We start from the raw sequence: 20,910 nt of genomic DNA, 5'->3' as shown, positions 1-20,910 counted from the left end.
GTTACCTCTTTCTGGCAACATAAGCCAGCCAGTCCTCGTCACGGTGGACCGCACTAATTTCAAAACCGGAAGCAACGAGTGCATCATGCACAACCTGCTCTTTGTTTTTCCAGATCCCTGAAGCAATATAGACACCGCCTGGTTCCAGTGCATTGTATACATCATCAATAAACAGCATAATAATCTCGGCCAGAATATTGGCTACGATCACTTTCACAGGCAGCTGAACACCTAATGCAGGATCCTGGCTTCCAAGAACAGATAGAAGATCACTCTCTTTAACCGTAACTTGCTGCTCCAGGCCGTTCAGATGCACGTTCTCCTTCGCACTCGAAACTGCAACCGGATCAAGATCCAGTGCCAGAACATGCTTTGCACCCAGCTGAATGGCACCAATCGCCAAAATACCCGAGCCTGTACCCACATCAATGACTTCCTCACCGCCCTGGATTACCGTTTCCAGCGTCCGCAAGCATAGGGAGGTTGTCGGATGTGTACCTGTACCAAAAGCCATACCCGGATCCAGCTCGATGATCTTCTCTTCCGGACTTTCAGGTGTGTAGTCTTCCCATGTCGGTTTGATCGTCAAACGATCGGATACGCGGACCGGCTTGAAGTACTGTTTCCATGCGTTAGCCCAATCATCTTCATCTACCGTACGAACCTCATACCGGATCTCACCCGCATCAATATCAAATTCGGAGAGCTGATCAATTCTCGGGTTAACTTCGGCTTTAAGAGCTTCCATATCCGTACCTTCCGAGAAATACCCTTTAATTACAGCCAAACCTTCCGGAATATCATTCAAAGGCAGCTCATACCACTGGCCATAAGACGTATCACGTTCTTTATTTAATGTGCCAGATTCTTCGATCGAGACCCCTCCAGCACCTGCTTCATGCAAAAAATTCGAGATCATTTCCACAGCTTCTTCTGTGGTATGTATTGTTAGTTCATGCCATAACATACTTGATTTTTCCTCCTCATTTTTCAAACATCCCAATCATTGTACTACACAAGGGAGTAGGAGCACAAAACCGTTCCTGAGATTTAAAGCAAAAAAACAGGACACCCGCAGCTAACTGCTCGGATATCCTGTTTCGAATTGTGCCAAAAAGGGAGAACCCTCAGCAAAAACGCCCACCATTCTGGGTAATCATCTCTGCCGCCTGAGGGAGATAGTCGCTTGGTATTGAAACGGTCAGTAGAATTTCTTGCCCAGAAGGAGCGGATGCACGTTGTTCTGTCATATCCATGACCTCGCCATTGGACAACATTTCAGGTTCATCACTGATGAGTGCAAGCACATTCAGTTCGCCACTAAATCCCCCTGTTATAGCAGTAGGTGCTTCATCCATACGCTCCTGCGGTTCTGTGTTTCTTGCAAGCGACTCGCTCGCAAGGCTCTCGATGCTCAACTGATTCGGATGCAGCAACGCCAGAGCCCTTCGTGCAGATTCGGCTTCAGACCAGCTGGTGAATACCGCCTCGATGGTTACAGCCGAGCGTTCTTCATTCATGAAGCTCCCGTCCCTGACGACGATCAGCCGCTTCACTGCGCCGGAGTGCCTCTACGTCATCATGGTCCGCAACCTCAGCGCTGAATTCTACATCTTCGTTTTTAGCGGATTGCATCCGTTTCATCTTTTCCGTTTTTGTTAAAATCTTGCCTGGGCGTTCGTGTTCAGCCATCGTTAATAAATCCTCCCTCAAAATAAGTAAGTTAGTCCGCTTATTTCTAGATCATTCCACCAGCTTGTTCAATAATGGATAACGCTCGGTGATGAACTGTTTCGTCAACCACAACGGTTAACAATACATCTCTGCCGGTAGGACCTTCTTGTCCACCATCACTCATGCCACTTGCAGAGGGATCTGCTGCGGCCATGATTCCCGCTGTTGCATTCGTACCAAGCGCACCAGGCACCCATGATGAGAAGCTGCCGGAAACGCCTGGAGTATAGGAAGCTCCACTGGGTCCAACACCTGCGTAACGGCTGAAACGATTAATGGACAGGTCTTCCACACGCAAGGCCTCCAACTTTTTGGCTGCCCCCTCGGCCTGCTCCGGACTATGAAAATAGGCCAAAATGTTTTTTTCGGTCATTCGGTTCACCTGCTTCCCAAGATTGCGCATCAGTTATGCATGATCGTTCTCGCCTTGCTATCTTTCCGCAGTATTGCTCATATTATGCAGAAATCTCCCATGTGGGGGATCTGTATGGGTAGCTAACGTCATGTAACGAAGGAGCAGCACTCAAGCTTGAATTGTATATGAGAAAAAGGACACCACGGCATAAATCGCTGTAGTGTCCTTACATATGTTATATGTTGATGCTCAGTCTCCGCGGAAAGCCCGTTTCACCCGGTCAAAGAAGGATTGTTCATGTTCATGAGTTTGCTCTCCATCCAGTGCAGCGATTTGACGAAGCAGATCTTTCTGCTCATCATTCAGCTTGCTTGGTGTAACCACAACCACTTTTACATGTTGATCCCCTTGGCCCATGCCGCGCAGGCGTGGAACCCCTTTGCCTTTAAGACGGAAATACGTTCCGGTTTGTGTACCCGCTGGAATTTTCAACTTCACTTTTTCAGTCAACGTTGGAATCTCAATCTCGTCACCCAATGCTGCCTGAGCAAATGTAAGCGGAATTTCACAGTAGATATCATCGCCTTCACGCTCAAAGAAATCATGTGATTTCACACGAATGACGATATACAGGTCTCCTGCTGGTCCACCTCGCAGACCACCTTCACCTTCACCAGTCATGCGCAGTTGAGCACCGTCATCCACACCCGCTGGGATGCGAACGTGAATTTTGCGCTGTTTGCGGACTTTACCACTGCCGCTGCATGTTGTACATTTTTCTTCAATGATTTGACCAGAACCATTACAGTTCGAACAAGCACGACGATTGACCATGCGGCCAAATGGTGTATTTTGCACGACTTCCTGTTGACCGCTACCTTGGCAGACCGAACAAGTCTTCGGCTTCGTACCCGGTTTGGCACCTGAACCATGACATGTATCACAGCTTTCGGTACGCGGAATGGTAATGTCGGTTTCTTTGCCGAACACCGCTTCCTTGAATTCAATGGTCATGGTGTACTGCAGATCATTTCCCCGCTGCGGAGCATTCGGATCACGTCGTCCGCCGCCACCGCCAAAGAACATATCGAAGATGTCGCCAAATCCGCCGCCGCCGAAATCACCGCCACCGCCGAATCCACCCTGATTCGGATCGATATGACCATACTGATCATACTGAGCCCGCTTCTGGCTGTCGCTGACTACATCATAAGCTTCTTTTACTTCCTTAAACTTGGCTTCCGCATCTGCTGCCTTGTTTACGTCAGGGTGATACTGACGGGCAAGCTTACGGTAGGCCTTTTTGATTTCCTCGTCGCTGGCATTTTTGCTAACGCCGAGTACCTCATAATAATCTCGTTTTTCAGCCACTCTTCCACCCCCATAACATTCACCTTATCGCACATCGTGACAAAAGGAAAGCCAAAGCACGGAAGACCCGGCTATGACTTTCCCCTCGATCCGAACGTCACCGATGATTAATCCACGAAAACCGTGAATTCATTTTATTTTTTATCTTCATCCACGACTTCGTAATCAGCGTCTACGACGTTGTCACGTTTAGCGGAACCTTGTTGCTCTTCAGCACCTTGAGCTGCTTGCTCTTGTGCCTGTGCTTGCTCATACAGTTTAACGGACAGTTGTTGAACGATCTCTGTCAGTTCTTCTGTAGCTGCTTTGATATCTTCCAGGTTGTCGGAAGCCAGCACGCCTTGCAGTTTTTCTTTTGCAGCATTGGCTTTCTCAACTTCACCAGCATCTGCTTTTTCGCCAAGATCTTTGATCGTTTTATCCACAGAGTAGATCAGCTGATCTGCGCTGTTTTTCGCTTCAACGAGCTCTTTGCGTTTTTTGTCTTCTTCAGCGTGCAGCTCAGCATCTTTCATCATTTGTTCAACTTCAGCATCGCTCAGACCGCTGGAAGAAGTGATCGTGATTTTTTGCGTTTTGTTCGTACCTTTGTCTGTTGCAGATACGTTAACGATACCGTTAGCATCAATATCGAAGCTAACTTCGATTTGCGGGACACCACGTGGAGCCGGTGGAATATCTCCCAGCATGAAGCGTCCGAGCGTTTTGTTGCCAGCTGCCATTTCGCGTTCCCCTTGCAGGACATGGATCTCAACGCTTGGTTGGTTGTCTGCATATGTGGAGAACACTTGGGACTTGGATGTAGGGATCGTTGTGTTGCGCTCGATCATTTTGGTAAATACGCCACCTGCAGTTTCAATACCCAGGGACAGTGGAGTTACGTCGAGCAATACGACGTCTTTTACGTCACCTGTCAGTACGCCCGCTTGTACAGCTGCACCCAAAGCTACAACTTCATCCGGGTTAACGCCTTTGTGAGGCTCTTTACCAGTCAGCTTCTTGATCGCTTCCTGTACTGCAGGAATACGTGTGGAACCACCAACCAGAACGATTTTGTCGATATCATTAGCAGTCATGCCAGCATCGCTCAATGCACGGCGAGTTGGTTCAAGCGTACGCTCAACCAGACCAGCCGAGATTTCTTCGAATTTCGCACGGCTCAGGTTCAACTCCAAGTGCTGAGGAACGCCGTCAGCTACAGTGATGAACGGCAGGGAAATCGTTGTAGTCAATACGCCGGAAAGTTCTTTTTTCGCTTTTTCCGCTGCATCTTTCAAACGTTGAACCGCTGCTTTATCTTTGCTAAGGTCAATGCCTTGATCTTTTTTGAATTCACTTACGAGATAATCGATGATGACTTGGTCAAAGTCATCGCCACCCAGTTGGTTGTCACCACTAGTCGCTTTAACTTCGAAGAAGCCGTCACCCAGTTCAAGGATGGATACGTCGAATGTACCGCCACCCAAGTCATATACGAGAATCGTTTGGTCTTCGGATTTCTCCATACCGTATGCCAAAGCTGCTGCAGTTGGCTCGTTGACGATACGCAGAACTTCCAAACCTGCGATTTTACCTGCATCTTTGGTTGCTTGACGTTGGCTGTCATTGAAGTAAGCCGGTACCGTGATAACCGCTTGGGTTACCGTTTGGCCAAGGTAAGCTTCAGCATCGGATTTCAATTTTTGCAGGATGATGGCAGAGATCTCTTGTGGAGAATAATCTTTGCTATCGATTGTTTCTTTGTGGGAAGTACCCATGTGACGTTTAATCGAGATGATCGTACGATCCGGATTCGTGATTGCTTGGCGTTTAGCTGTTTCACCAACAACACGCTCTCCATCTTTTTTGAAACCCACTACGGATGGGGTTGTACGTGCGCCTTCCGGGTTAGGGATAACGACAGCCTCGCCGCCCTCCATTACCGCTACGCAAGAGTTGGTTGTTCCTAAGTCAATACCGATTACTTTGCTCATCGGAAAATTTCCTCCCTCAACTATTTAAAATGGATCAGGTTGATCCTTATTTGCAGTTCTTCCTTATCGTGCTCTATGTGTGTAAACCTTTATATTAAACCTCGTCACAGCTTACATACCCATGGAGCGAGGCCCATAATTCTGCAACCAAAATTATGAGCTGACTTTAACCATGGCAGGACGAAGTACTTTATCCTTCAGCATATAGCCTTTTTGGACTTCCTCCACAACGGTACCTTCTTCATACTCGTCGCTCTCCACTTGCATAATTGCTTGGTGGAATTCAGGATTAAACGGCTGTCCAACCGTGTCCATTGCAGTCAGACCTTCATTGTTCAGCACTGTTTCCAGCTGGCGGAAGATCATTTGAATGCCTTTGGAGAAAGATTCGGACTCCGTACCTTCCGGCACAGTAGCCATGGCACGTTCGAAGTTGTCAATAACCGGCACCAGTTCGGTGACCAACTTCATTGAAGCATACTTCGCCAGTTCCTCTTTTTCCTTTTGTGTACGGCGACGGAAGTTATCAAAATCAGCTTGAGCACGGACAAAGCGCTGCTGTGTTTCCTCAACCTCTGTCTTCAAACGTGCGAGCTCATCTTGCCCCTGATCTGCCATCTCCTCAGCCTGCGCTTCTGCAGCTCCTGCTTCGTTAACAGGTTCCTGGCTCTCGGCCGCTGTCGTTTCCTGTTGTTCCTGTTCTTCTGCTGCGAATGATTGCTCCTCTTTCAAGATGTTCACCTCCTTATACTAATGAATTCGTTCAATCCCGTATCCTTATGGCTTGCGGCATGGTTCCTATTTGAAGCGATGCGTTAGCATAGCCGTTAAATCACGAGATAATGTATTTAAAATATGAATGACACGTGCATAATCCATCCGTGTGGGTCCCAGTATCCCGATTGATCCCAAAGCTTCTCCATCCAATGAATAGGATGCTGTAATCAAACTGCAGTTGGCGAAGGCTTCATGATCATTCTCGGTGCCGATACGCACCTGAATACCTGATCCACCCGGTACAGGCATCATTAATTTCATGAGTGTTGGTGTCTCATCCAGCAGGTCAAGAATATCTTTTACCTTTTCGACATCTTTGAATTCCGGTTGGGTTAACATATTCGTTGCACCACTAAGGAAAAGACGGTTATCATGTTCGTTGTCAAAAGCACTGTTCAGCACCTGCATAACTTCCTCGTAGCGTGAAATGTGCCGTTCCATCTCTTGCCCCAGCTCGGTGTAGAGACGGGATTTTAATTTGTAGATAGGCACTCCTACCAGTTTGGCGTTAAGCAAGTTAACCACTTTCTCCATCTCGGCTACCGAGATCTCTGGAGGAATTTGAACAGTCTTATTCTCAACTTGACCCGTGTTGGTCACAATAATAGCCACGGCCGTATTTTCATTTAGCGGAAGCAGTTGAAAGTGGCGCAGTGACGTGTGAAACACTTCGGGTCCAAGCAGGATTGAAGTATAATTGGTCATGTGCGACAAGATGACTGATGCATGTTGAATCACTTGCTCCATGACATTCAGTTTTTCGGCAAAGAATGATTTTAGATCATCCAGCTCTTGCGGCTCCACCTGATTCCAGGGAACCAAATGATCGACATAATATCGATAGCCTTTATGCGAAGGGATACGGCCTGCCGAGGTATGCGGCTGTTCCAGAAAACCCATATCTTCGAGATCCGCCATTTCGTTACGGATCGTGGCCGGACTGTATCCAACATCTCCTCTTTTGGAAATGCTTCGGGACCCTACGGGCTCAGCTGAACGGATATAGTCATCCACTATAGCGTTCAGAATCATACGTTGACGCTCTGTTAACATGGTGAGTATTCCCTCCTTCTGACTGTACTGTCCCATGTCGTTAGCACTCCGGTTAGATGAGTGCTAAGCGGTAATACAAAAATACCAAACTGACGTGAAGATTGTCAAGTCAGTTTGATGAGTGCAACCATCTATTTATAGTATAGACTATTCCTGGCCAGTCATAACAGTGTCAGTCACTTATTAATATAAAAGAAAAGGACCCTGCTCAGACGAAATTTACATTCATCCGAAGCATGTGGTCCTTCATTATTTTATGCAGATACATTCAATTCCTTCAGCACTGCGATCTCATCACAGCAGTCCTGCTTGCTGCAATGAACACAGTCTGTCCACACTTTTTCCGGGAATATCTCTTTGTTCACCACGGCAAAGCCATTTTTGAGGAAAAAGGAAACTTCGTATGTCAGGGCCATGACCTTGGGGATTTGCTGCTTCTCAGCTTCCTCCACCAAACGGTCCAGCAGCAAGGAACCAATACCCATACCTTTGTGTCCTTCGGAGATGCCAAGCGATCTGACTTCCACCAGATCATTACCGAGACGGCACAGCGAGCCGCAGCCCACCACCTCACCGTTTACTTCGGCTACAACAAAGTGTTCCAGCTGCCGATGCAGTACTTCCCTTGATCGCGGAAGCATGATCCCACGTTCAGCATATCCCTTAATCATTTCAAACAATGGTTCAACATCTTCCGGCACGGCTTTTCTGCATATCGCCGACATCCCGCTCTCCTCCTATACAAGCTTTCCAGAGGAAAGCTGACTTCGTAGTTGTTATCCATAACACGCTCTGTAAAATCAATATGAATAAATATACAACAGAGTGTATGGAATTTCAAGCTACGAATTCAGCGATATCGACCCGATAAACTCGGCAAAAACGTCATTCCCGAACAGAATCCCCTGTTCACTGAGCCGGAAGCCGTCTGACGTCCGTTCAAGCAGTCCTGCATTCAGCATTTTGCCAAGCGGCTTAGCAAATACGTCTTCCATGGATTCTCCAAACTGTTCACTGAACCGCGAAGCAGATGCACCCTCCAGCATTCGAAGTCCAACCATCAGATAATCTTCCATGGCTTCCGCACGGCTGATCTCAAAATGGTCCAGGCGAGGCAGTCCTGCGCGGGAAGCTTCGACATAAGGATTTATACCTTTAATATTCATATGACGCTCACGGCCCACGTATCCATGCGCACCGGCACCAAGACCATAATAGTCCTCATTACGCCAGTACGTAATGTTGTGCCGACTCTCGAATCCAGGTTTGGCAAAGTTACTTATCTCGTATTGGCCATATCCCGCTTCTTTCATTCGCTTCATTAATAGAAGATACATCTGCAGCTCATCGTCTTCATGAGGGAGCGGCAGTTGATTTTTTTGATATAAGGTATGGAACAGCGTATTCTCTTCCACTTTCAAACTGTATATGGAGTAGTGAGGCAAACCGAGCTCAAGCGCCTTATCAATACTCTCATTCAGCATTTCCACGGTTTGATTTGGCAGGCCAAACATCAGGTCGATGGACAGATTCGTCAATCCTGCCTTGCGGGCATTCTCCAGACTGCGGTATACATCGTCCGTATTATGAATCCGACCAATACCTGTCAGCAGGTCATTTTGAAAAGCCTGTACGCCGAAGCTGACGCGGTTCACTCCGCCTTCTTTCATCACGGCTAGCTTCTCGGCATCTGTCGTCCCCGGGTTGGCTTCCATCGAAAATTCAATATCATCCGCCCAATTCGGGAAATACGTTTTGACCGACCGCAGGAACACGGCCATTTCATCCGGCTTCAAAGCCGTCGGTGTCCCACCACCCACAAAAATGGTTTTGATCTCTCCTGGCGGATTGGCTTTGACGGTATGTTCCATCTCCCGCTCCAGTGCCTCAAGGTACTGCATTACAGGTTGGTCCTTCAGTACATAGGAGTTGAAATCACAATAGAAGCATTTATTTGTGCAAAAGGGAATGTGAAGGTACACCGCTTGGGGTGCACCTGTTTTCCGGCTGTGTGCTGCCAATGTCATGGCAAGTCCCCCTCTATTTGAAAAAAGGAAAGCCATCCGGCTTCCCTTTCAGCTTGGTTTATTTAGTATTCTGCAATTCAATTTTCATACACACACTCTGTGATGTACCTCAAATTAAATTGTTTAACGCATTCTCTGATACGCAACGTATTGTTGTACCCAGAGATTGCGTTTTAGTCATCAATTTTCAGCACCGCCATGAACGCTTCCTGCGGTACCTCAACGTTACCGACCTGCTTCATCCGCTTCTTACCTTCCTTCTGCTTCTCCAGCAGTTTCCGTTTCCGCGAGATGTCACCGCCGTAACACTTGGCGAGTACGTTTTTACGCATGGCTTTTACGGTTTCACGCGCAACGACCTTTGTACCTACGGATGCCTGAATCGGCACCTCGAACATTTGCCGTGGAATCAGCTCACGCAGCTTCTCACAGATAATGCGGCCGCGGTTGTATGCACGATCACGGTGAACGATGAAGGAAAGGGCATCGACCTGTTCACCATTAAGCAGGATATCCATCTTCACCAGATTGGACTGACGATAACCGGACAGTTCGTAATCAAAGGATGCATATCCTTTTGTACTTGATTTCAACTGATCGAAGAAATCATATACAATCTCGGACAACGGAATCTCATACGTAATGGTAACCCGAGTTGTATCGAGATATTCCATATTCACGTATTCGCCGCGTTTGTTTTGACAAAGTTCCATAATGGTACCTACATAATCATTCGGAACGATAATGGAAGCTTTTACGTACGGTTCCTCAACATAATCAATTCTTCCCACCTCAGGATAGTTGGATGGGTTGTCGATATGCAGGACTTCACCATTAGTCAATGTGACGTGATAGATTACGCTTGGTGCCGTCGTAATCAGCGGAATGTTGAACTCGCGCTCAATCCGCTCCTGAATAACATCCATATGAAGCAATCCCAGGAATCCGCAGCGGAATCCAAATCCGAGCGCACTTGAAGTCTCCGGTTCGAAGCTGAGGGATGCATCGTTCAGCTGCAATTTTTCCAGCGCTTCACGCAGATCCACATAATCGGAAGTCTCAATTGGGTAGAGACCGCAATAAACCATGGGATTGATTTTACGGTAACCCGGCAAAGGTTCCGGTGTTGGATTTTTCGCATCGGTTACGGTATCCCCGACTTGAGTGTCGCCTACATGACGGATACCTGCAACGACGAAACCAACATCGCCGACGTTCAGCTCGTCCACAATGGTCATGCGTGGTTTGAATGCACCCACTTCAATAACCTCAAACGATTTTCCTGTTGCCATCATTTTGATTTTGGAACCCGACTTAATTTTGCCGTCAATGACACGGATATACACAATTACGCCTTTGTACGGGTCATAGTGCGAATCAAAAATCAGCGCTTTCAGCGGTTGGTCAGGATCACCCTGCGGTGCAGGCACGCTCTGTACCACCTGTTCCAGGATTTCTTTGATCCCGATGCCTGCTTTGGCCGAAGCCAATACTGCGTTGCTCGTGTCCAAACCAATGACATCTTCCACTTCCTGCTTCACCCGATCCGGATCTGCACTTGGAAGGTCGATTTTGTTGATGACTGGTAAGATCTCAAGATCATTGTCCAATGCCAGATACACGTTTGCCAGCGTCTGCGCTTCAATTCCCTGAGCCGCATCCACAACGAGAAGGGCACCTTCACATGCAGCAAGGCTGCGAGATACTTCATACGTGAAGTCTACGTGTCCAGGCGTATCAATCAGATTGAGCAAATATTCTTCACCATCATCGGCTTTGTAGTTCAGGGCAACAGCCTGCAGCTTGATCGTAATACCACGTTCGCGTTCAAGTTCCATTTGGTCCAGTACCTGCTCCTGCATTTCCCGAGTGGTGAGCGCACCTGTGTACTCCAAGATCCGGTCCGCAAGCGTTGATTTGCCGTGATCTATATGTGCAATAATTGAAAAGTTACGAATTTTACGTTGTCTTGCCCGAATGTCAGTCATTCCTTACCCCCAGAAACAGCCTAGTGTCAATCACTTCATTATAACAGTTGATGCAGGGTGCATCAATCCCGCGTTGTCTCAACTTTATAATAATCAACCCGTTTTGTGAATCTCCAGGGGTTTATTTTACCTATACCGAGCAGCTTTTTATTCAGCAACCCCGCTAAACAAGGAAACTACCCACTTAATACCATTATGAGACAGATTTTGGAGCAGTCCGGCGGTTTTATCTGCGAGTACATCCACGGGGGCTTTGTTCTGTTCCGCTCCAAGCACCTGACTCGGCGTTTGTACAGGAACAATCGGTGTCTCTATTTTTTCCTGTTGCACGGGAACAGCAGTTTCCGATTCGGCAGCGGGTTCAGGTTCTGTTTGGACTACGGCTGGCACCTCTGGAATGTTACCCACCTGAAAATTACTTCCTGCCAGCTGCATCCCCAGCAGAACCCCTAATAACATGAGTACAATGACCGTTAGCATTTTTTTGCCGAATTTGGACACATGCTTCCCCTCCAATCAGGTTACATTTTGAAATAATCAACTACCCTGTGACTTGGTCCCCGTACTGGCTTTATCCACGTTCTGATCTTCCCAATATACTTCGGCAATCATGTCTGCAAGCACTTGTGAAGTTCGCTTGAGTTCAGCGCCTGTATTGTCGATCCCTCCGATTTCAATCAGTATGCTGTTGGGTGAGAGGGTTTGATTGTACTCGCCATTATTTGCTCCGCCGCCATCCTTGCCCCAGACTCCTCTGGAGACACCAGGATACTTTGCTTCAAGTTTCTTGTGTATTTTTGCAGCGAAAGCTTCATTTTGTTGCCAGTTCGGATTCTCATGCCCGATGATGAAATATACTTTGGCGTATCCCTTGCCATCTATGGTTGTGGTTGTTTTGTTGTGACGCTGGGAATCCCGGTGAATATCAATGAGATAGGTTAAATCATCATTTTCGGCAAGGGCCGCCTTTACCGTCTGACGTGAATATTTATAGGAATAGTTCCAGTTGTAATCCTTTACTTTGGTCGGGTAATCGTCCTTTGCATGCTCCACTCCAACGCCAAGCTTTTGCAAACTGTCGGAAAGGTACGTCCCTACCTGGAAAACGTTACCTGTTGCTTTTCCGGAGGAAGGGTTATCACTTTTGGTGCCAAGCAGCGGATTGTATCCTTCACGCGGATGGGAATGATAGATCAGCACGGCTTTTTTACCCGTTGTAGCTCCACCTTCCTGACCACCGTTCTTCGGCGGCGAATCTTCTTTTACTTCTCCGCCCTCAGGCTCGTCCGTTTCGGAATTGTCCGGTTCATCCTGACCTGGTGGAATATGCAGTTCGCCACCTGTTTTGCCTCCTCCAGCAGATGCCGTATCCGTCAGCCCTGGTCCTGGTTGATAGTCTTCAGGTGCTTCGGCCTTCTCGTTTCCTGAACCTGGCCGGAGCAGTACCGGTTGATTGCTGCCCATGCCTGGCATCTCTCTTGCAATCAAGCTTTTAGGATCCTGTGGATTAACATTCGTAAGAAGTTGAAATACAAATGTAGTCAAGTTTTCGCCGGAGAATGCGGAAGTTTGCTCCTTCTGGGTCAGGTGGGGCATCTCCATGCCGAGCATATCCACAAAAAAGCGGCTGGACACAGCACTCGCGAAACCTTTCATGGAAGAAACCGGCGAGTTGTTCAACCTTTTCTCTGCCATGCCCCCCAGACCGAGTACGACAAAAAACAACGCGGATATAATCATAAGCAGCAGCAACGTACGGCCCATGGCCAGCACGTGCAGACATCTTTTTTTCCACTTTCCGATATTCCAGGCCAATATTTTGTTCATTCTTCTGTCTCCTTCCCTGCTGGACAACTCTTATACTTCAACTCTATGAGCCTGCAAGAATTGATAGAACAGAAAGTAGAAGAAAGACAAAAAAAAGAAAGTCCGATAGATTCGGACTTCCTGCCTGTGATGGATTACTGTTTAATGAGTATAAGCCGCCACGTTATCCGGATTCACCGCGTCATGCAGGGCTGCATTCAGGCCTGTCGCAATAACGTTGGCAATTCCCTCGATGAATTCATCAATTTCCTTTGGAGTAACAATCAAATCGTGTCCGAGTGGCTCCAACACCTCTTTCACCAAACTTAAACGATCCTGCTCACCGATATCGTCCAGCATGCCCATAATCTGCTTCGTTTGATCCGTCTCTTGACGGAAGTGCGCACTCATCATTTCAATGACATTATTTACTATAGTAGAAGCATAACACACGGTTGGTACACCAATGGCGATACATGGGACACCCATAATCTCTTTGGTAAGTCCGCGCCGTTTGTTGCCGATACCTGAACCCGGATGAATCCCGATATCAGCCACTTGAATGGTGGTGTTGACACGTTCAAGTGAACGAGAGGCCAGTGCATCAATGGCAATAATGGCATCCGGTTTGGTCCGATCCACAATCCCCTGTACAATGTCGCTCGACTCAATTCCTGTAGTACCAAGCACACCAGGGGCGATGGCACTAACTTCACGATATCCGGGAGCCACCTGATCGGGTACCAATTCAAAATACTGACGGGTTACCATTAAGTTCTCAACCACCAGTGGCCCAAGCGAATCAGGAGTTACGTGCAAATTACCAAGACCTACAATAAGCACTTTGGATGTCTTGTTAACACCCGCCTTGGTCAGAAAATCCTCCATCTCCCGCGTAAACTCCGCTGCCACGCGTTCTTGAAGTTCGGTGTCCCCGTTACGTAGTGACGGAACTTCCAGCGTGACGTAATGACCTTTGACACGTCCGATGGTCTTTGCGGCAGCATCGTTCAGCACATCAATCCGGGTGATGGTAATGCCGTCTTTTTCTTCTACGTCTTCCCGCAGCCCGGGAATCGTTTGTTTCTTTGAACCCTGAGCCATCTCCTTTGAGTCGATTGCCAAGTCAGTGCGAACGGTATAGTTCTGTAAATCAAGCGTCATGTGTTCCTGCCTCCCTTACCGCATTTGAGCATATTGTGTGGGGAAAAGGGGTTCTTTATGCAATGCCGAGAACACTATAGGAATATTTGTTGCATTTTACATGCTAGCGTGCTAGAATATTTTAAGTTGTGAAACGTTTGTATTCATGCGAATGCCTTACAGGAGGTGAATGTAATGCCAAACATCAAATCCGCTGTTAAACGCGTAAAAACGAGCGACAAGCGCCGCGCACTCAACGCTTCCCAGAAATCCGCACTCCGTACAGCTGTTAAAGCTGCTGATGCTGCTCTGGTAAGCAACGAAGTTGATACTGCAAAAGCTGCGATTCAAGCTGCTTCCAAAAAGCTGGACAAGGCTGTAACTAAAGGTCTGGTTCATAAAAATGCTGCAGCACGCAAAAAGTCTCGCTTGGCGAAAAAACTGAACGCTCTTTCCGCACAAGCGTAAGAAGCGTTACTTATACGATCCAATGGAAAAATCCTGAACAGCACCGTGCTTTCAGGATTTTTTAGTATCTGGTCTAATAAGTATCCGAATAAAGAACCCGTATCCGGTGATCTATCTGACGATCGGATACGGGTTCTTTTATTGCGAATCAATTTGATCTTACGATGCAGTCATTATGCTCCAAGTCTAAGCAAGAACAACTCCAACCCAAGCACCTTATCGACTGCACCTGTCTTCATCTGGTAATCCAGCTCGCTAAGATGACTCAGAATGTTTCTGAGCCGTTCCGGTTGAAACTTGCGAGCCTGCTCACCGGCAATTTTAACGGCATATGGATGCAAACCAAGCTGGCTGGCAATTTGCTGCTGCGAATAACTTTGCTGCCCAAGCTCTTTCACTTGTATCATGATTCGGAACTGACGAGCGATCAGGGCTGCAATTTTAATGGGCTCTTCACGCTGTTTCAGCAGTTCATAGAACAGTCCCAGCGCTTTCTCCAGACGCAAGTTGGCTAGTTCCTCCACCAAGGCAAATACATTCTGCTCCGTACTGCGCGCGACCAATGACTCAATGTCGGCACGGCGGATGGTTCCTCCGTTACCCGCGTACAGACACAGCTTGTCTACTTCAGCAGAGAGCGTCTGCAAACCTGTCCCTGCATAACTCACAAGTGTATCGGCAGCCCCTGATTCAAAGGAGACATCACGCTGCTTCGCAAGCTTCACGATCCAATTCAGTAGTTCTTCTCCGCTCAGTGGAGCGAAAGCCAGAACAACTGCCTGTTTCTTGACTGCCTTCACCAACTTCTTACGCTCATCCAGTTTGTCTCCCTGCGCGAGGAAAACAATGGTACTATAATCAGCCGGATTATCCATATAGGTAAGCAGACGATCCACCTGGTGATCAATTTTGGACTCTTTACCTGCCGTAAACAAGCTTGCATCCCTTACAATAATTAGTTTCCGAGGAACCAAAAAGGGAACCGTCTCCGCTTCCTCAATAACCACCTCTACAGGTGTTTCGGACAGATCATACGGAATAATCGCAAAATCCCGATGCTCTTCCTCGATGACCTGTTCTTTTAACATATCCGTAAATTGCTGTATCTGGTATTTCTCCGTTCCGTACAGCACATATATCGGAGCCGTCTCCCCATTGCGTATCGCCTTTGTTGCACTTTTCACATCCATCACGGTGCCCCCTATCCCTACTATCCTACCAGAAAACTGGACAGACAACAAAGGGGCCTTCATCCTTAATAACGAATGAAGGCCCCCTGGTCCTACATCTATATAAACGAGGACACCAGCGATTCTAGAAATGGCTGGGCCCCGGTCATACGACGTCAGTTGTTACAACTGAGATAGGACGTTATTGATACGTTCAGTATATTCTTGCCAAGCTTGAAATGTTCTGCTGATTCGAGAGAGCAGACTCACATTCTCCGAATTATTTGGTGGAAGTTCCAGCCGAGGCTGAAGGTACGGTAAATGAATTCTTTACCGTGGTTCCATCCTTGTCTGTCTCGTAGTTAAACGAGGTACTGTCGCTGGACCAGCCGGCTGTCTTCAGTGTGCCTTCCAGATTGCGCTGTTCCACCAGATTAAGAACGTCTGAATCCGTAGCTGATTTGGAATATACACTTAATTGATTGTCGATTAGCATGACCACATAAGACCCATCAGGGGAACTCCATTCCTTCGACGTCATGGTAGAGGTTATCCCCTGATCGGGTGCTACAAATTCTTTGCTGCCATTCGGCGCCGCAGTTCCTGAATCGGTACCGGAGGATTGATTATCTTCAGTCGGTTCCTTCATTTCTACCTCAGGCGCGATTCCTTGTGTGTTGTAAGATTCTGGATCTCTACCGTCACTTGTTTCTGTTGATTCTTTTTCATTCTCATCTGCAGGGGGTACCGCAGCTGTACTTGAATCCTGATTTTTGGGCTGCGTATCCTGTCCTTGATCCGGACTCTTCTGACTATTGGAATTATCAGGAGTGCTATTTCGAGCTTCGGTACTGTTATCCGTTTCGGACGTTGTACCTGGCTGGTTTGACGTTTGGTTATCCTTCACCTCGGGCTCTGGAGACTGATCTGACTCGTTTTCTTCCGGAGCAGTCATTGGATCCGTCTTTTCTGTCATGGATGACTTCTTCTCCGTATCAATTAACGGATCACTGTCACTTCGAGGTGAGAAGGATTCGTCGTTCTCAAGCTCCCGACTTAGCGGATTTTGTTCAACTGCACCAGTCTCCTGGGTGCTGCCCGAACTCAACATCATAGACTCGGCATTCTCCACCTTTTCAGGTTCATAGCCCCAAATCGCCACTCCCAGCACCACAGCCGCAGCTGCAGCACCCATTGACATCCGGCCGACCATGGAATTCAGCCACTTCTGCTTCGGTTTGCGCTCACTTGAACGTTGTAAATTCTCGAATGCAGCAGGGACAGGAGTCATTTCCTGTATTGTACTGCTTTGTTCCCTCCGCGCTTCATCAATTGCGTCCAATTGAGGCATAATGGCATCAACCAAACTGAATTTCGGGGTCACCTGCGGCAAATCTTCCAATTCTCTTGATAGAGCTCTAAGCAAACTAAAATTCTCGGCGCACTCCGGGCATTGGGCCACGTGCTGTAGCATCTGAGCAGTTTCCGCATCGCCCAGATCATGATCCAGATACCGGTGCATCCATTCCACCACCTCTTCGCATTTCATCCTGTCACACCACCTTTCTGATACTCCTGAAGTAGATTTTGCAATTGCTGTCTGGCTCTGAATAAATATGATTTGACTGTATTCAGCGGAAGATCAAGACAATCCGCAATTTCGTTATACGATAAATCCTGCAAATACCTGAGTACGATTACCGTTCGATGATGTTCCGGAAGCTTGTTGATCGCATCCTGAATATCTTTGGCAACATACGTAGACATGACTTCAAACTCCACATCCTGATTATCCTGAAATACCATCTCATGCTCGTCAATGGAGACCGAGGGCTTGGTTCTTCTGAATTTATCAATACAGATATTCGTTACGATGCGCTGCACCCATGTTTTGAATTGGGCTTTTTCTTCATAGGAATTAATTTTCGTATAGATTCGGATCAATGCTTCCTGAGCAGCGTCCAAAGCATCCTGTTCATTATTTAAGATGTAATATGCGGTTCGATATACATGCTGTTCTATGTCCCGCAATAGGGTAATTAGAGCGTCGCGATCGCCCGATTGAGCGGCTCTGATGAGTTCCGGCTCTACCACAAAGGATCCCCCTCTCCCTGCAACCTTACAGACGTGTTCATCAATAAAATTGTTGCAAAGTTAAGTATTTTTTTAGACAGAAAAGGTAAAACCATGGAACATTCACACTTGTTATCGCTTACTAAGCTCAGCATAATTCTAGAATACGGTACGAGATGTGAATACTACCACAACAAAATAACGGCTTATGTATGAAGGGCCGCTGAAACTTATCTTAGAATAACAGAAATTGCATACTGAGTCACCACGCCGCTTCAACCAGCCATTCCATTACTTACACGACTCAATTCAATTGCAATGGCATACATTATAGATAAGCGCGTGAAAGTTTTCAAAAATAAAAAAAAGTCGAAATTTGTCCAAATTTAAGCTCTTTTTAATGCAATTTTCATGAAAATAGTGTATTGTAAATTTACATTCATAATACGAGGTGATGAGCATGACAGCTCTTGCGAAAATTCAATTATTAAAAGAACAAATGCCGAAGGAATATCAAAGCATTTCTCATTTTGTGGAACATGCATTGCAATCCATTGATACTTTGGTTGAGGAACACCGTAAATATACCGCTGCACAGGCGTTATACGGCGATAAAATCGTCGGATCGGAAGAACGTCTGTACAGAGAAACTGTACTTGATGTCAGAGAGCAGCTTCTTCTCACACTGGAAAAAACAGTGGAAGACCTGTTGCACAAAGGTGACAAACATTGGAACAAACATTTTAAGGACGGCGTTGAATAATTCCTTTCATTAATAAATGGCCCGTTTCGACTGTACTCCAACTGGGAGGCTAGCCGAAACGGGCTTTTTGCATTAATAAATACTAATCAGTTTTCCATTGATAAAACTCAAAGCACGCAATAAATTCGGCCCAGCATAGACCCACACTTCTATTTTCCCCTTTGAACCCATTTCTTGGGTAATGCTCGTGGGGTCTCCCCAAGCTAAACCTGCTTGTGTTGTCGTCATACCGAGAGCGACTTCACCAGCAATAATCTTCTTCCACGTGGACTGCGACCATTTGTATTTTTGGTAAGGGTCATAAGGGAAGAATTGATCCGAATCCGACAGCATTTCCGTGACCTGGCTGGCAGTGCCTCCGGCATAAGCAACAACCGTTTTACCTTTCGCGTTACGAAATACTACAGAGTAGCTCTTATCTCCGGAATCATACTTATCCATCTTGATATCCGTAATTGTTACTTTGCTGAAACGCTGCCCCAACTCGGTGGTACTATTAATCCAATACGATTTTCCGATCAATCGACTAAGACTTCCAAGTTCTTTTTTCTTGATAAGAGCTGGTGTATCCTTCGATTCAACAAGAATGGATGACTTACCGACCAGAACCTCTGCCTGTTTTAACTCCCCATCCCATCGAACTTTAATCCCTGCAGTCTGGCTCAAGAGGCTTGCTGGAAATACCGTCTGTCCTCCAATAGTTTGCACTTTCCCTTTTAACTTGAGATCTTTATTGTTAAATTGTGCAGTTGCACTTCCCTTTTGCAGAGTGATCTTGTCATCTCCAAATTGAATCGCAAAAGACGAGCCTTTCACATCAACTTTGGCACCTAACGTCTTAAATACCGACTGAACTGGCAAATATATGGTACCATTTAATAGCGTAGCTCCTGTCAGCTTTTGGTGTACTCCAACATCCAACTGAACGCTTGAAGTCAGATCTTCTATTGTGACTGTTACTTTGGTCGTTCCAATCCCTGTAACCTTAAGTTTGCCGTCACTCTGAATTTTAGCAACTTGAGGATGTTCCAACGTTATTTCCGCGGGCAGCGGCTGACGTTTGGTTTTAAAACCGTTGCTATATGTCTGCTGAACCGAAAGTTCAACTTCATCTCCAATAACAGCTTCTTTTGCCGATGCTGTTAATGTTACCTTAGTTAATGAAGGGACTTGAAGAGGTACCATTTTCCCTTCATTATAGACAACCCAAGAGCCATCCTGTAATCGTGCATATAATTCATCCAGCTCATACGAATATATAAGCTGATCGACATTCATTAGCCCCGGCAATTGTTCAAACTTATATTTAGCCGTACGATCGTAGCTCCATACCGTGCCATCTTTCTTCACCGTTAGCAGCTTATGTGTACTCCCTTGCCAGATTAGGGATTGAACGTCACTCGTGACCTGTACCTGCTCCTCTTCATACATCATGTTAACAATAACCACGGATCCGTCGCTCTTCAGAACAGCAGCATATGCACTATTGGTGGCAACGGCTTTTCCATCTGCTACATTCCCTACTTTGCGAACAATGTTACGATAGTCCGCATAATAGACGTCTCCCGATGAAGATAATGCCCCATATGAATAATTACGATCCACTGGATAAGGACCGACGTCGATAATGGATTCCAACCCTTTAATCTGCTTTCCATCGTCGTGGAGAGTTCCATCCTGTAGAAGTATCAAACCATTTCCATAGACCTTTTCTACTCCATTGTATTGATTTATCTCAGGCTTTTGTGGATTGTCCATATCCCAACGATAGACTTGCCCATCCGTAGTCCAGCCATAAAGGGAATGGGAATCCCCTTTGGAGATGCCAACCAGATTTCGATTTTGCGTCCAGACCCCACTGGTCAAGCCCTTGGACCAAACTGTACCATTGTCGAGTAGATAGTGGTTACGATCCAGCACGGAAATGATTGAGCTGCTTGTAGTGGATGCTGCTGCCGCAGGAGACTGACTAGGCAGCAAGCTGGAAAAGATAACTCCAATACACAGCATCATTGTTATTCTGAGCCACTTGGCTCTGATATGCTGGTTTACTCCGTCGTTCTTTCGTGTTGTTTCTTCGTAGCCTATTGCTTCGTATCCCATTGCTTCTTATCCCCTTCTTATTATGTATCTCGGTATCGCTGGTTCCCAATAAAACTGGGACTAATCATTATTCGGTAAAAATAACCATTATCCTGCACTGGGCAAAA

Annotated in this window: 20 protein-coding genes; 2 read left to right on the top strand and 18 right to left on the bottom strand. The window is 46.7% G+C overall.

Annotated elements, in window-relative coordinates; all coding sequences use genetic code 11:
- Nucleotide 1: 1 nt before the first annotated feature.
- The 14 genes from prmA to gpr all read right to left on the bottom strand — a co-directional run bounded on the left by prmA (nt 2) and on the right by gpr (nt 14,248).
- Nucleotides 2–967 carry a 50S ribosomal protein L11 methyltransferase gene (prmA, locus tag CHI14_RS17690; protein WP_095289853.1) on the bottom strand — a complete coding sequence of 322 codons (966 nt, stop codon included), beginning with the start codon at nt 965–967 and terminating at the stop codon, nt 2–4.
- Nucleotides 968–1,127: 160 nt separating this feature from the next.
- Entirely contained in the window at nt 1,128–1,520 is a 393-nt protein-coding gene (locus CHI14_RS17685) for a hypothetical protein (protein ID WP_095289851.1), read from the bottom strand.
- Nucleotides 1,513–1,692, bottom strand: coding sequence for a YfhD family protein (locus CHI14_RS17680; RefSeq protein ID WP_095289850.1), 180 nt, complete (start codon nt 1,690–1,692; stop codon nt 1,513–1,515). Before CHI14_RS17680 ends, CHI14_RS17685 begins: the two co-directional genes overlap by 8 nt.
- 46 nt (nt 1,693–1,738) lie before the next feature.
- A complete protein-coding gene (locus CHI14_RS17675; RefSeq protein WP_095289848.1) occupies nt 1,739–2,107 on the bottom strand; it encodes a hypothetical protein in 369 nt (122 codons plus the stop codon).
- Between the two features lie 231 nt (nt 2,108–2,338).
- Nucleotides 2,339–3,460, bottom strand: a complete 1,122-nt coding sequence (gene dnaJ, locus CHI14_RS17670) for a molecular chaperone DnaJ (RefSeq protein ID WP_095289847.1) — start codon at nt 3,458–3,460, stop codon at nt 2,339–2,341.
- A gap of 134 nt (nt 3,461–3,594) precedes the next feature.
- A complete protein-coding gene (dnaK, locus tag CHI14_RS17665; RefSeq protein WP_095289845.1) occupies nt 3,595–5,433 on the bottom strand; it encodes a molecular chaperone DnaK in 1,839 nt (612 codons plus the stop codon).
- Between the two features lie 153 nt (nt 5,434–5,586).
- Entirely contained in the window at nt 5,587–6,165 is a 579-nt protein-coding gene (gene grpE / locus CHI14_RS17660; protein ID WP_095289843.1) for a nucleotide exchange factor GrpE, read from the bottom strand.
- A 66-nt stretch (nt 6,166–6,231) separates the two neighbouring features.
- Nucleotides 6,232–7,263: a heat-inducible transcriptional repressor HrcA gene (gene hrcA / locus CHI14_RS17655; RefSeq protein ID WP_095289841.1), complete on the bottom strand. Its 1,032-nt coding sequence runs from the start codon at nt 7,261–7,263 to the stop codon at nt 6,232–6,234.
- Nucleotides 7,264–7,517: 254 nt separating this feature from the next.
- Entirely contained in the window at nt 7,518–7,988 is a 471-nt protein-coding gene (locus tag CHI14_RS17650) for an N-acetyltransferase (protein ID WP_095289839.1), read from the bottom strand.
- Nucleotides 7,989–8,105: 117 nt separating this feature from the next.
- Nucleotides 8,106–9,290, bottom strand: a complete 1,185-nt coding sequence (gene hemW / locus CHI14_RS17645; RefSeq protein WP_095289838.1) for a radical SAM family heme chaperone HemW — start codon at nt 9,288–9,290, stop codon at nt 8,106–8,108.
- Between the two features lie 173 nt (nt 9,291–9,463).
- The gene (lepA, locus tag CHI14_RS17640) at nt 9,464–11,278 is read right to left on the bottom strand and encodes a translation elongation factor 4 (RefSeq protein ID WP_095289836.1); all 1,815 of its coding nucleotides are present in this window, start codon (nt 11,276–11,278) and stop codon (nt 9,464–9,466) included.
- 147 nt (nt 11,279–11,425) lie between these two features.
- Nucleotides 11,426–11,779, bottom strand: coding sequence for a DUF3679 domain-containing protein (locus CHI14_RS17635; RefSeq protein WP_095289835.1), 354 nt, complete (start codon nt 11,777–11,779; stop codon nt 11,426–11,428).
- A 36-nt stretch (nt 11,780–11,815) separates the two neighbouring features.
- Nucleotides 11,816–13,105, bottom strand: coding sequence for a stage II sporulation protein P (locus tag CHI14_RS17630; protein WP_095289833.1), 1,290 nt, complete (start codon nt 13,103–13,105; stop codon nt 11,816–11,818).
- A gap of 141 nt (nt 13,106–13,246) precedes the next feature.
- Entirely contained in the window at nt 13,247–14,248 is a 1,002-nt protein-coding gene (gene gpr, locus CHI14_RS17625) for a GPR endopeptidase (protein ID WP_095289832.1), read from the bottom strand.
- Nucleotides 14,249–14,422: 174 nt separating this feature from the next.
- Between gpr and rpsT the strand changes: the two genes are divergently transcribed.
- Nucleotides 14,423–14,695, top strand: coding sequence for a 30S ribosomal protein S20 (gene rpsT, locus CHI14_RS17620; RefSeq protein WP_024628504.1), 273 nt, complete (start codon nt 14,423–14,425; stop codon nt 14,693–14,695).
- A gap of 173 nt (nt 14,696–14,868) precedes the next feature.
- Here the strand turns inward: rpsT and holA are convergent, their stop codons facing one another.
- From holA to CHI14_RS17605, 3 genes are all read right to left on the bottom strand, one after another.
- Nucleotides 14,869–15,885, bottom strand: coding sequence for a DNA polymerase III subunit delta (gene holA, locus CHI14_RS17615; protein ID WP_095289830.1), 1,017 nt, complete (start codon nt 15,883–15,885; stop codon nt 14,869–14,871).
- Between the two features lie 259 nt (nt 15,886–16,144).
- On the bottom strand, nt 16,145–17,413 hold the full coding sequence (locus CHI14_RS17610) for an anti-sigma factor family protein (protein WP_095289829.1): 1,269 nt from the start codon (nt 17,411–17,413) through the stop codon (nt 16,145–16,147).
- Entirely contained in the window at nt 17,410–17,958 is a 549-nt protein-coding gene (locus CHI14_RS17605; protein ID WP_095289827.1) for an RNA polymerase sigma factor, read from the bottom strand. The genes CHI14_RS17610 and CHI14_RS17605 overlap by 4 nt, the downstream gene beginning before the upstream one ends.
- A 439-nt stretch (nt 17,959–18,397) precedes the next feature.
- Here CHI14_RS17605 and CHI14_RS17600 point away from each other — a divergent pair, with 439 nt between their 5' ends.
- Nucleotides 18,398–18,700, top strand: a complete 303-nt coding sequence (locus CHI14_RS17600; RefSeq protein WP_095289826.1) for a hypothetical protein — start codon at nt 18,398–18,400, stop codon at nt 18,698–18,700.
- Nucleotides 18,701–18,772: 72 nt separating this feature from the next.
- On the opposite strand, the gene CHI14_RS17595 is transcribed toward CHI14_RS17600, so the two are convergent.
- On the bottom strand, nt 18,773–20,803 hold the full coding sequence (locus CHI14_RS17595; protein WP_095289824.1) for a copper amine oxidase N-terminal domain-containing protein: 2,031 nt from the start codon (nt 20,801–20,803) through the stop codon (nt 18,773–18,775).
- Nucleotides 20,804–20,910 lie beyond the last annotated feature (107 nt).

The sequence above is a fragment of the Paenibacillus sp. 7516 genome, from assembly GCF_002272715.1.
Classification (GTDB): domain Bacteria; phylum Bacillota; class Bacilli; order Paenibacillales; family Paenibacillaceae; genus Paenibacillus; species Paenibacillus illinoisensis_A.
The sequence above is the reverse complement of the archived record's forward strand: the minus strand, read 5'-3'. Positions and strand labels throughout refer to the sequence as shown.

Coding starts and splice junctions, on each gene's coding strand:
- CHI14_RS17595 (WP_095289824.1), bottom strand. CDS start 20,803: ATGGGATACGAAGCAATAGGCTACGAAGAAACAACACGAAAGAACGAC.
- CHI14_RS17680 (WP_095289850.1), bottom strand. CDS start 1,692: ATGGCTGAACACGAACGCCCAGGCAAGATTTTAACAAAAACGGAAAAG.
- hemW (WP_095289838.1), bottom strand. CDS start 9,290: ATGACATTGGCAGCACACAGCCGGAAAACAGGTGCACCCCAAGCGGTG.
- holA (WP_095289830.1), bottom strand. CDS start 15,885: ATGGATGTGAAAAGTGCAACAAAGGCGATACGCAATGGGGAGACGGCT.
- rpsT (WP_024628504.1), top strand. CDS start 14,423: ATGCCAAACATCAAATCCGCTGTTAAACGCGTAAAAACGAGCGACAAG.
- CHI14_RS17685 (WP_095289851.1), bottom strand. CDS start 1,520: ATGAATGAAGAACGCTCGGCTGTAACCATCGAGGCGGTATTCACCAGC.
- prmA (WP_095289853.1), bottom strand. CDS start 967: ATGTTATGGCATGAACTAACAATACATACCACAGAAGAAGCTGTGGAA.
- CHI14_RS17610 (WP_095289829.1), bottom strand. CDS start 17,413: ATGAAATGCGAAGAGGTGGTGGAATGGATGCACCGGTATCTGGATCAT.
- lepA (WP_095289836.1), bottom strand. CDS start 11,278: ATGACTGACATTCGGGCAAGACAACGTAAAATTCGTAACTTTTCAATT.
- CHI14_RS17630 (WP_095289833.1), bottom strand. CDS start 13,105: ATGAACAAAATATTGGCCTGGAATATCGGAAAGTGGAAAAAAAGATGT.
- CHI14_RS17650 (WP_095289839.1), bottom strand. CDS start 7,988: ATGTCGGCGATATGCAGAAAAGCCGTGCCGGAAGATGTTGAACCATTG.
- hrcA (WP_095289841.1), bottom strand. CDS start 7,263: ATGTTAACAGAGCGTCAACGTATGATTCTGAACGCTATAGTGGATGAC.
- gpr (WP_095289832.1), bottom strand. CDS start 14,248: ATGACGCTTGATTTACAGAACTATACCGTTCGCACTGACTTGGCAATC.
- CHI14_RS17675 (WP_095289848.1), bottom strand. CDS start 2,107: ATGACCGAAAAAAACATTTTGGCCTATTTTCATAGTCCGGAGCAGGCC.
- CHI14_RS17600 (WP_095289826.1), top strand. CDS start 18,398: ATGACAGCTCTTGCGAAAATTCAATTATTAAAAGAACAAATGCCGAAG.
- dnaK (WP_095289845.1), bottom strand. CDS start 5,433: ATGAGCAAAGTAATCGGTATTGACTTAGGAACAACCAACTCTTGCGTA.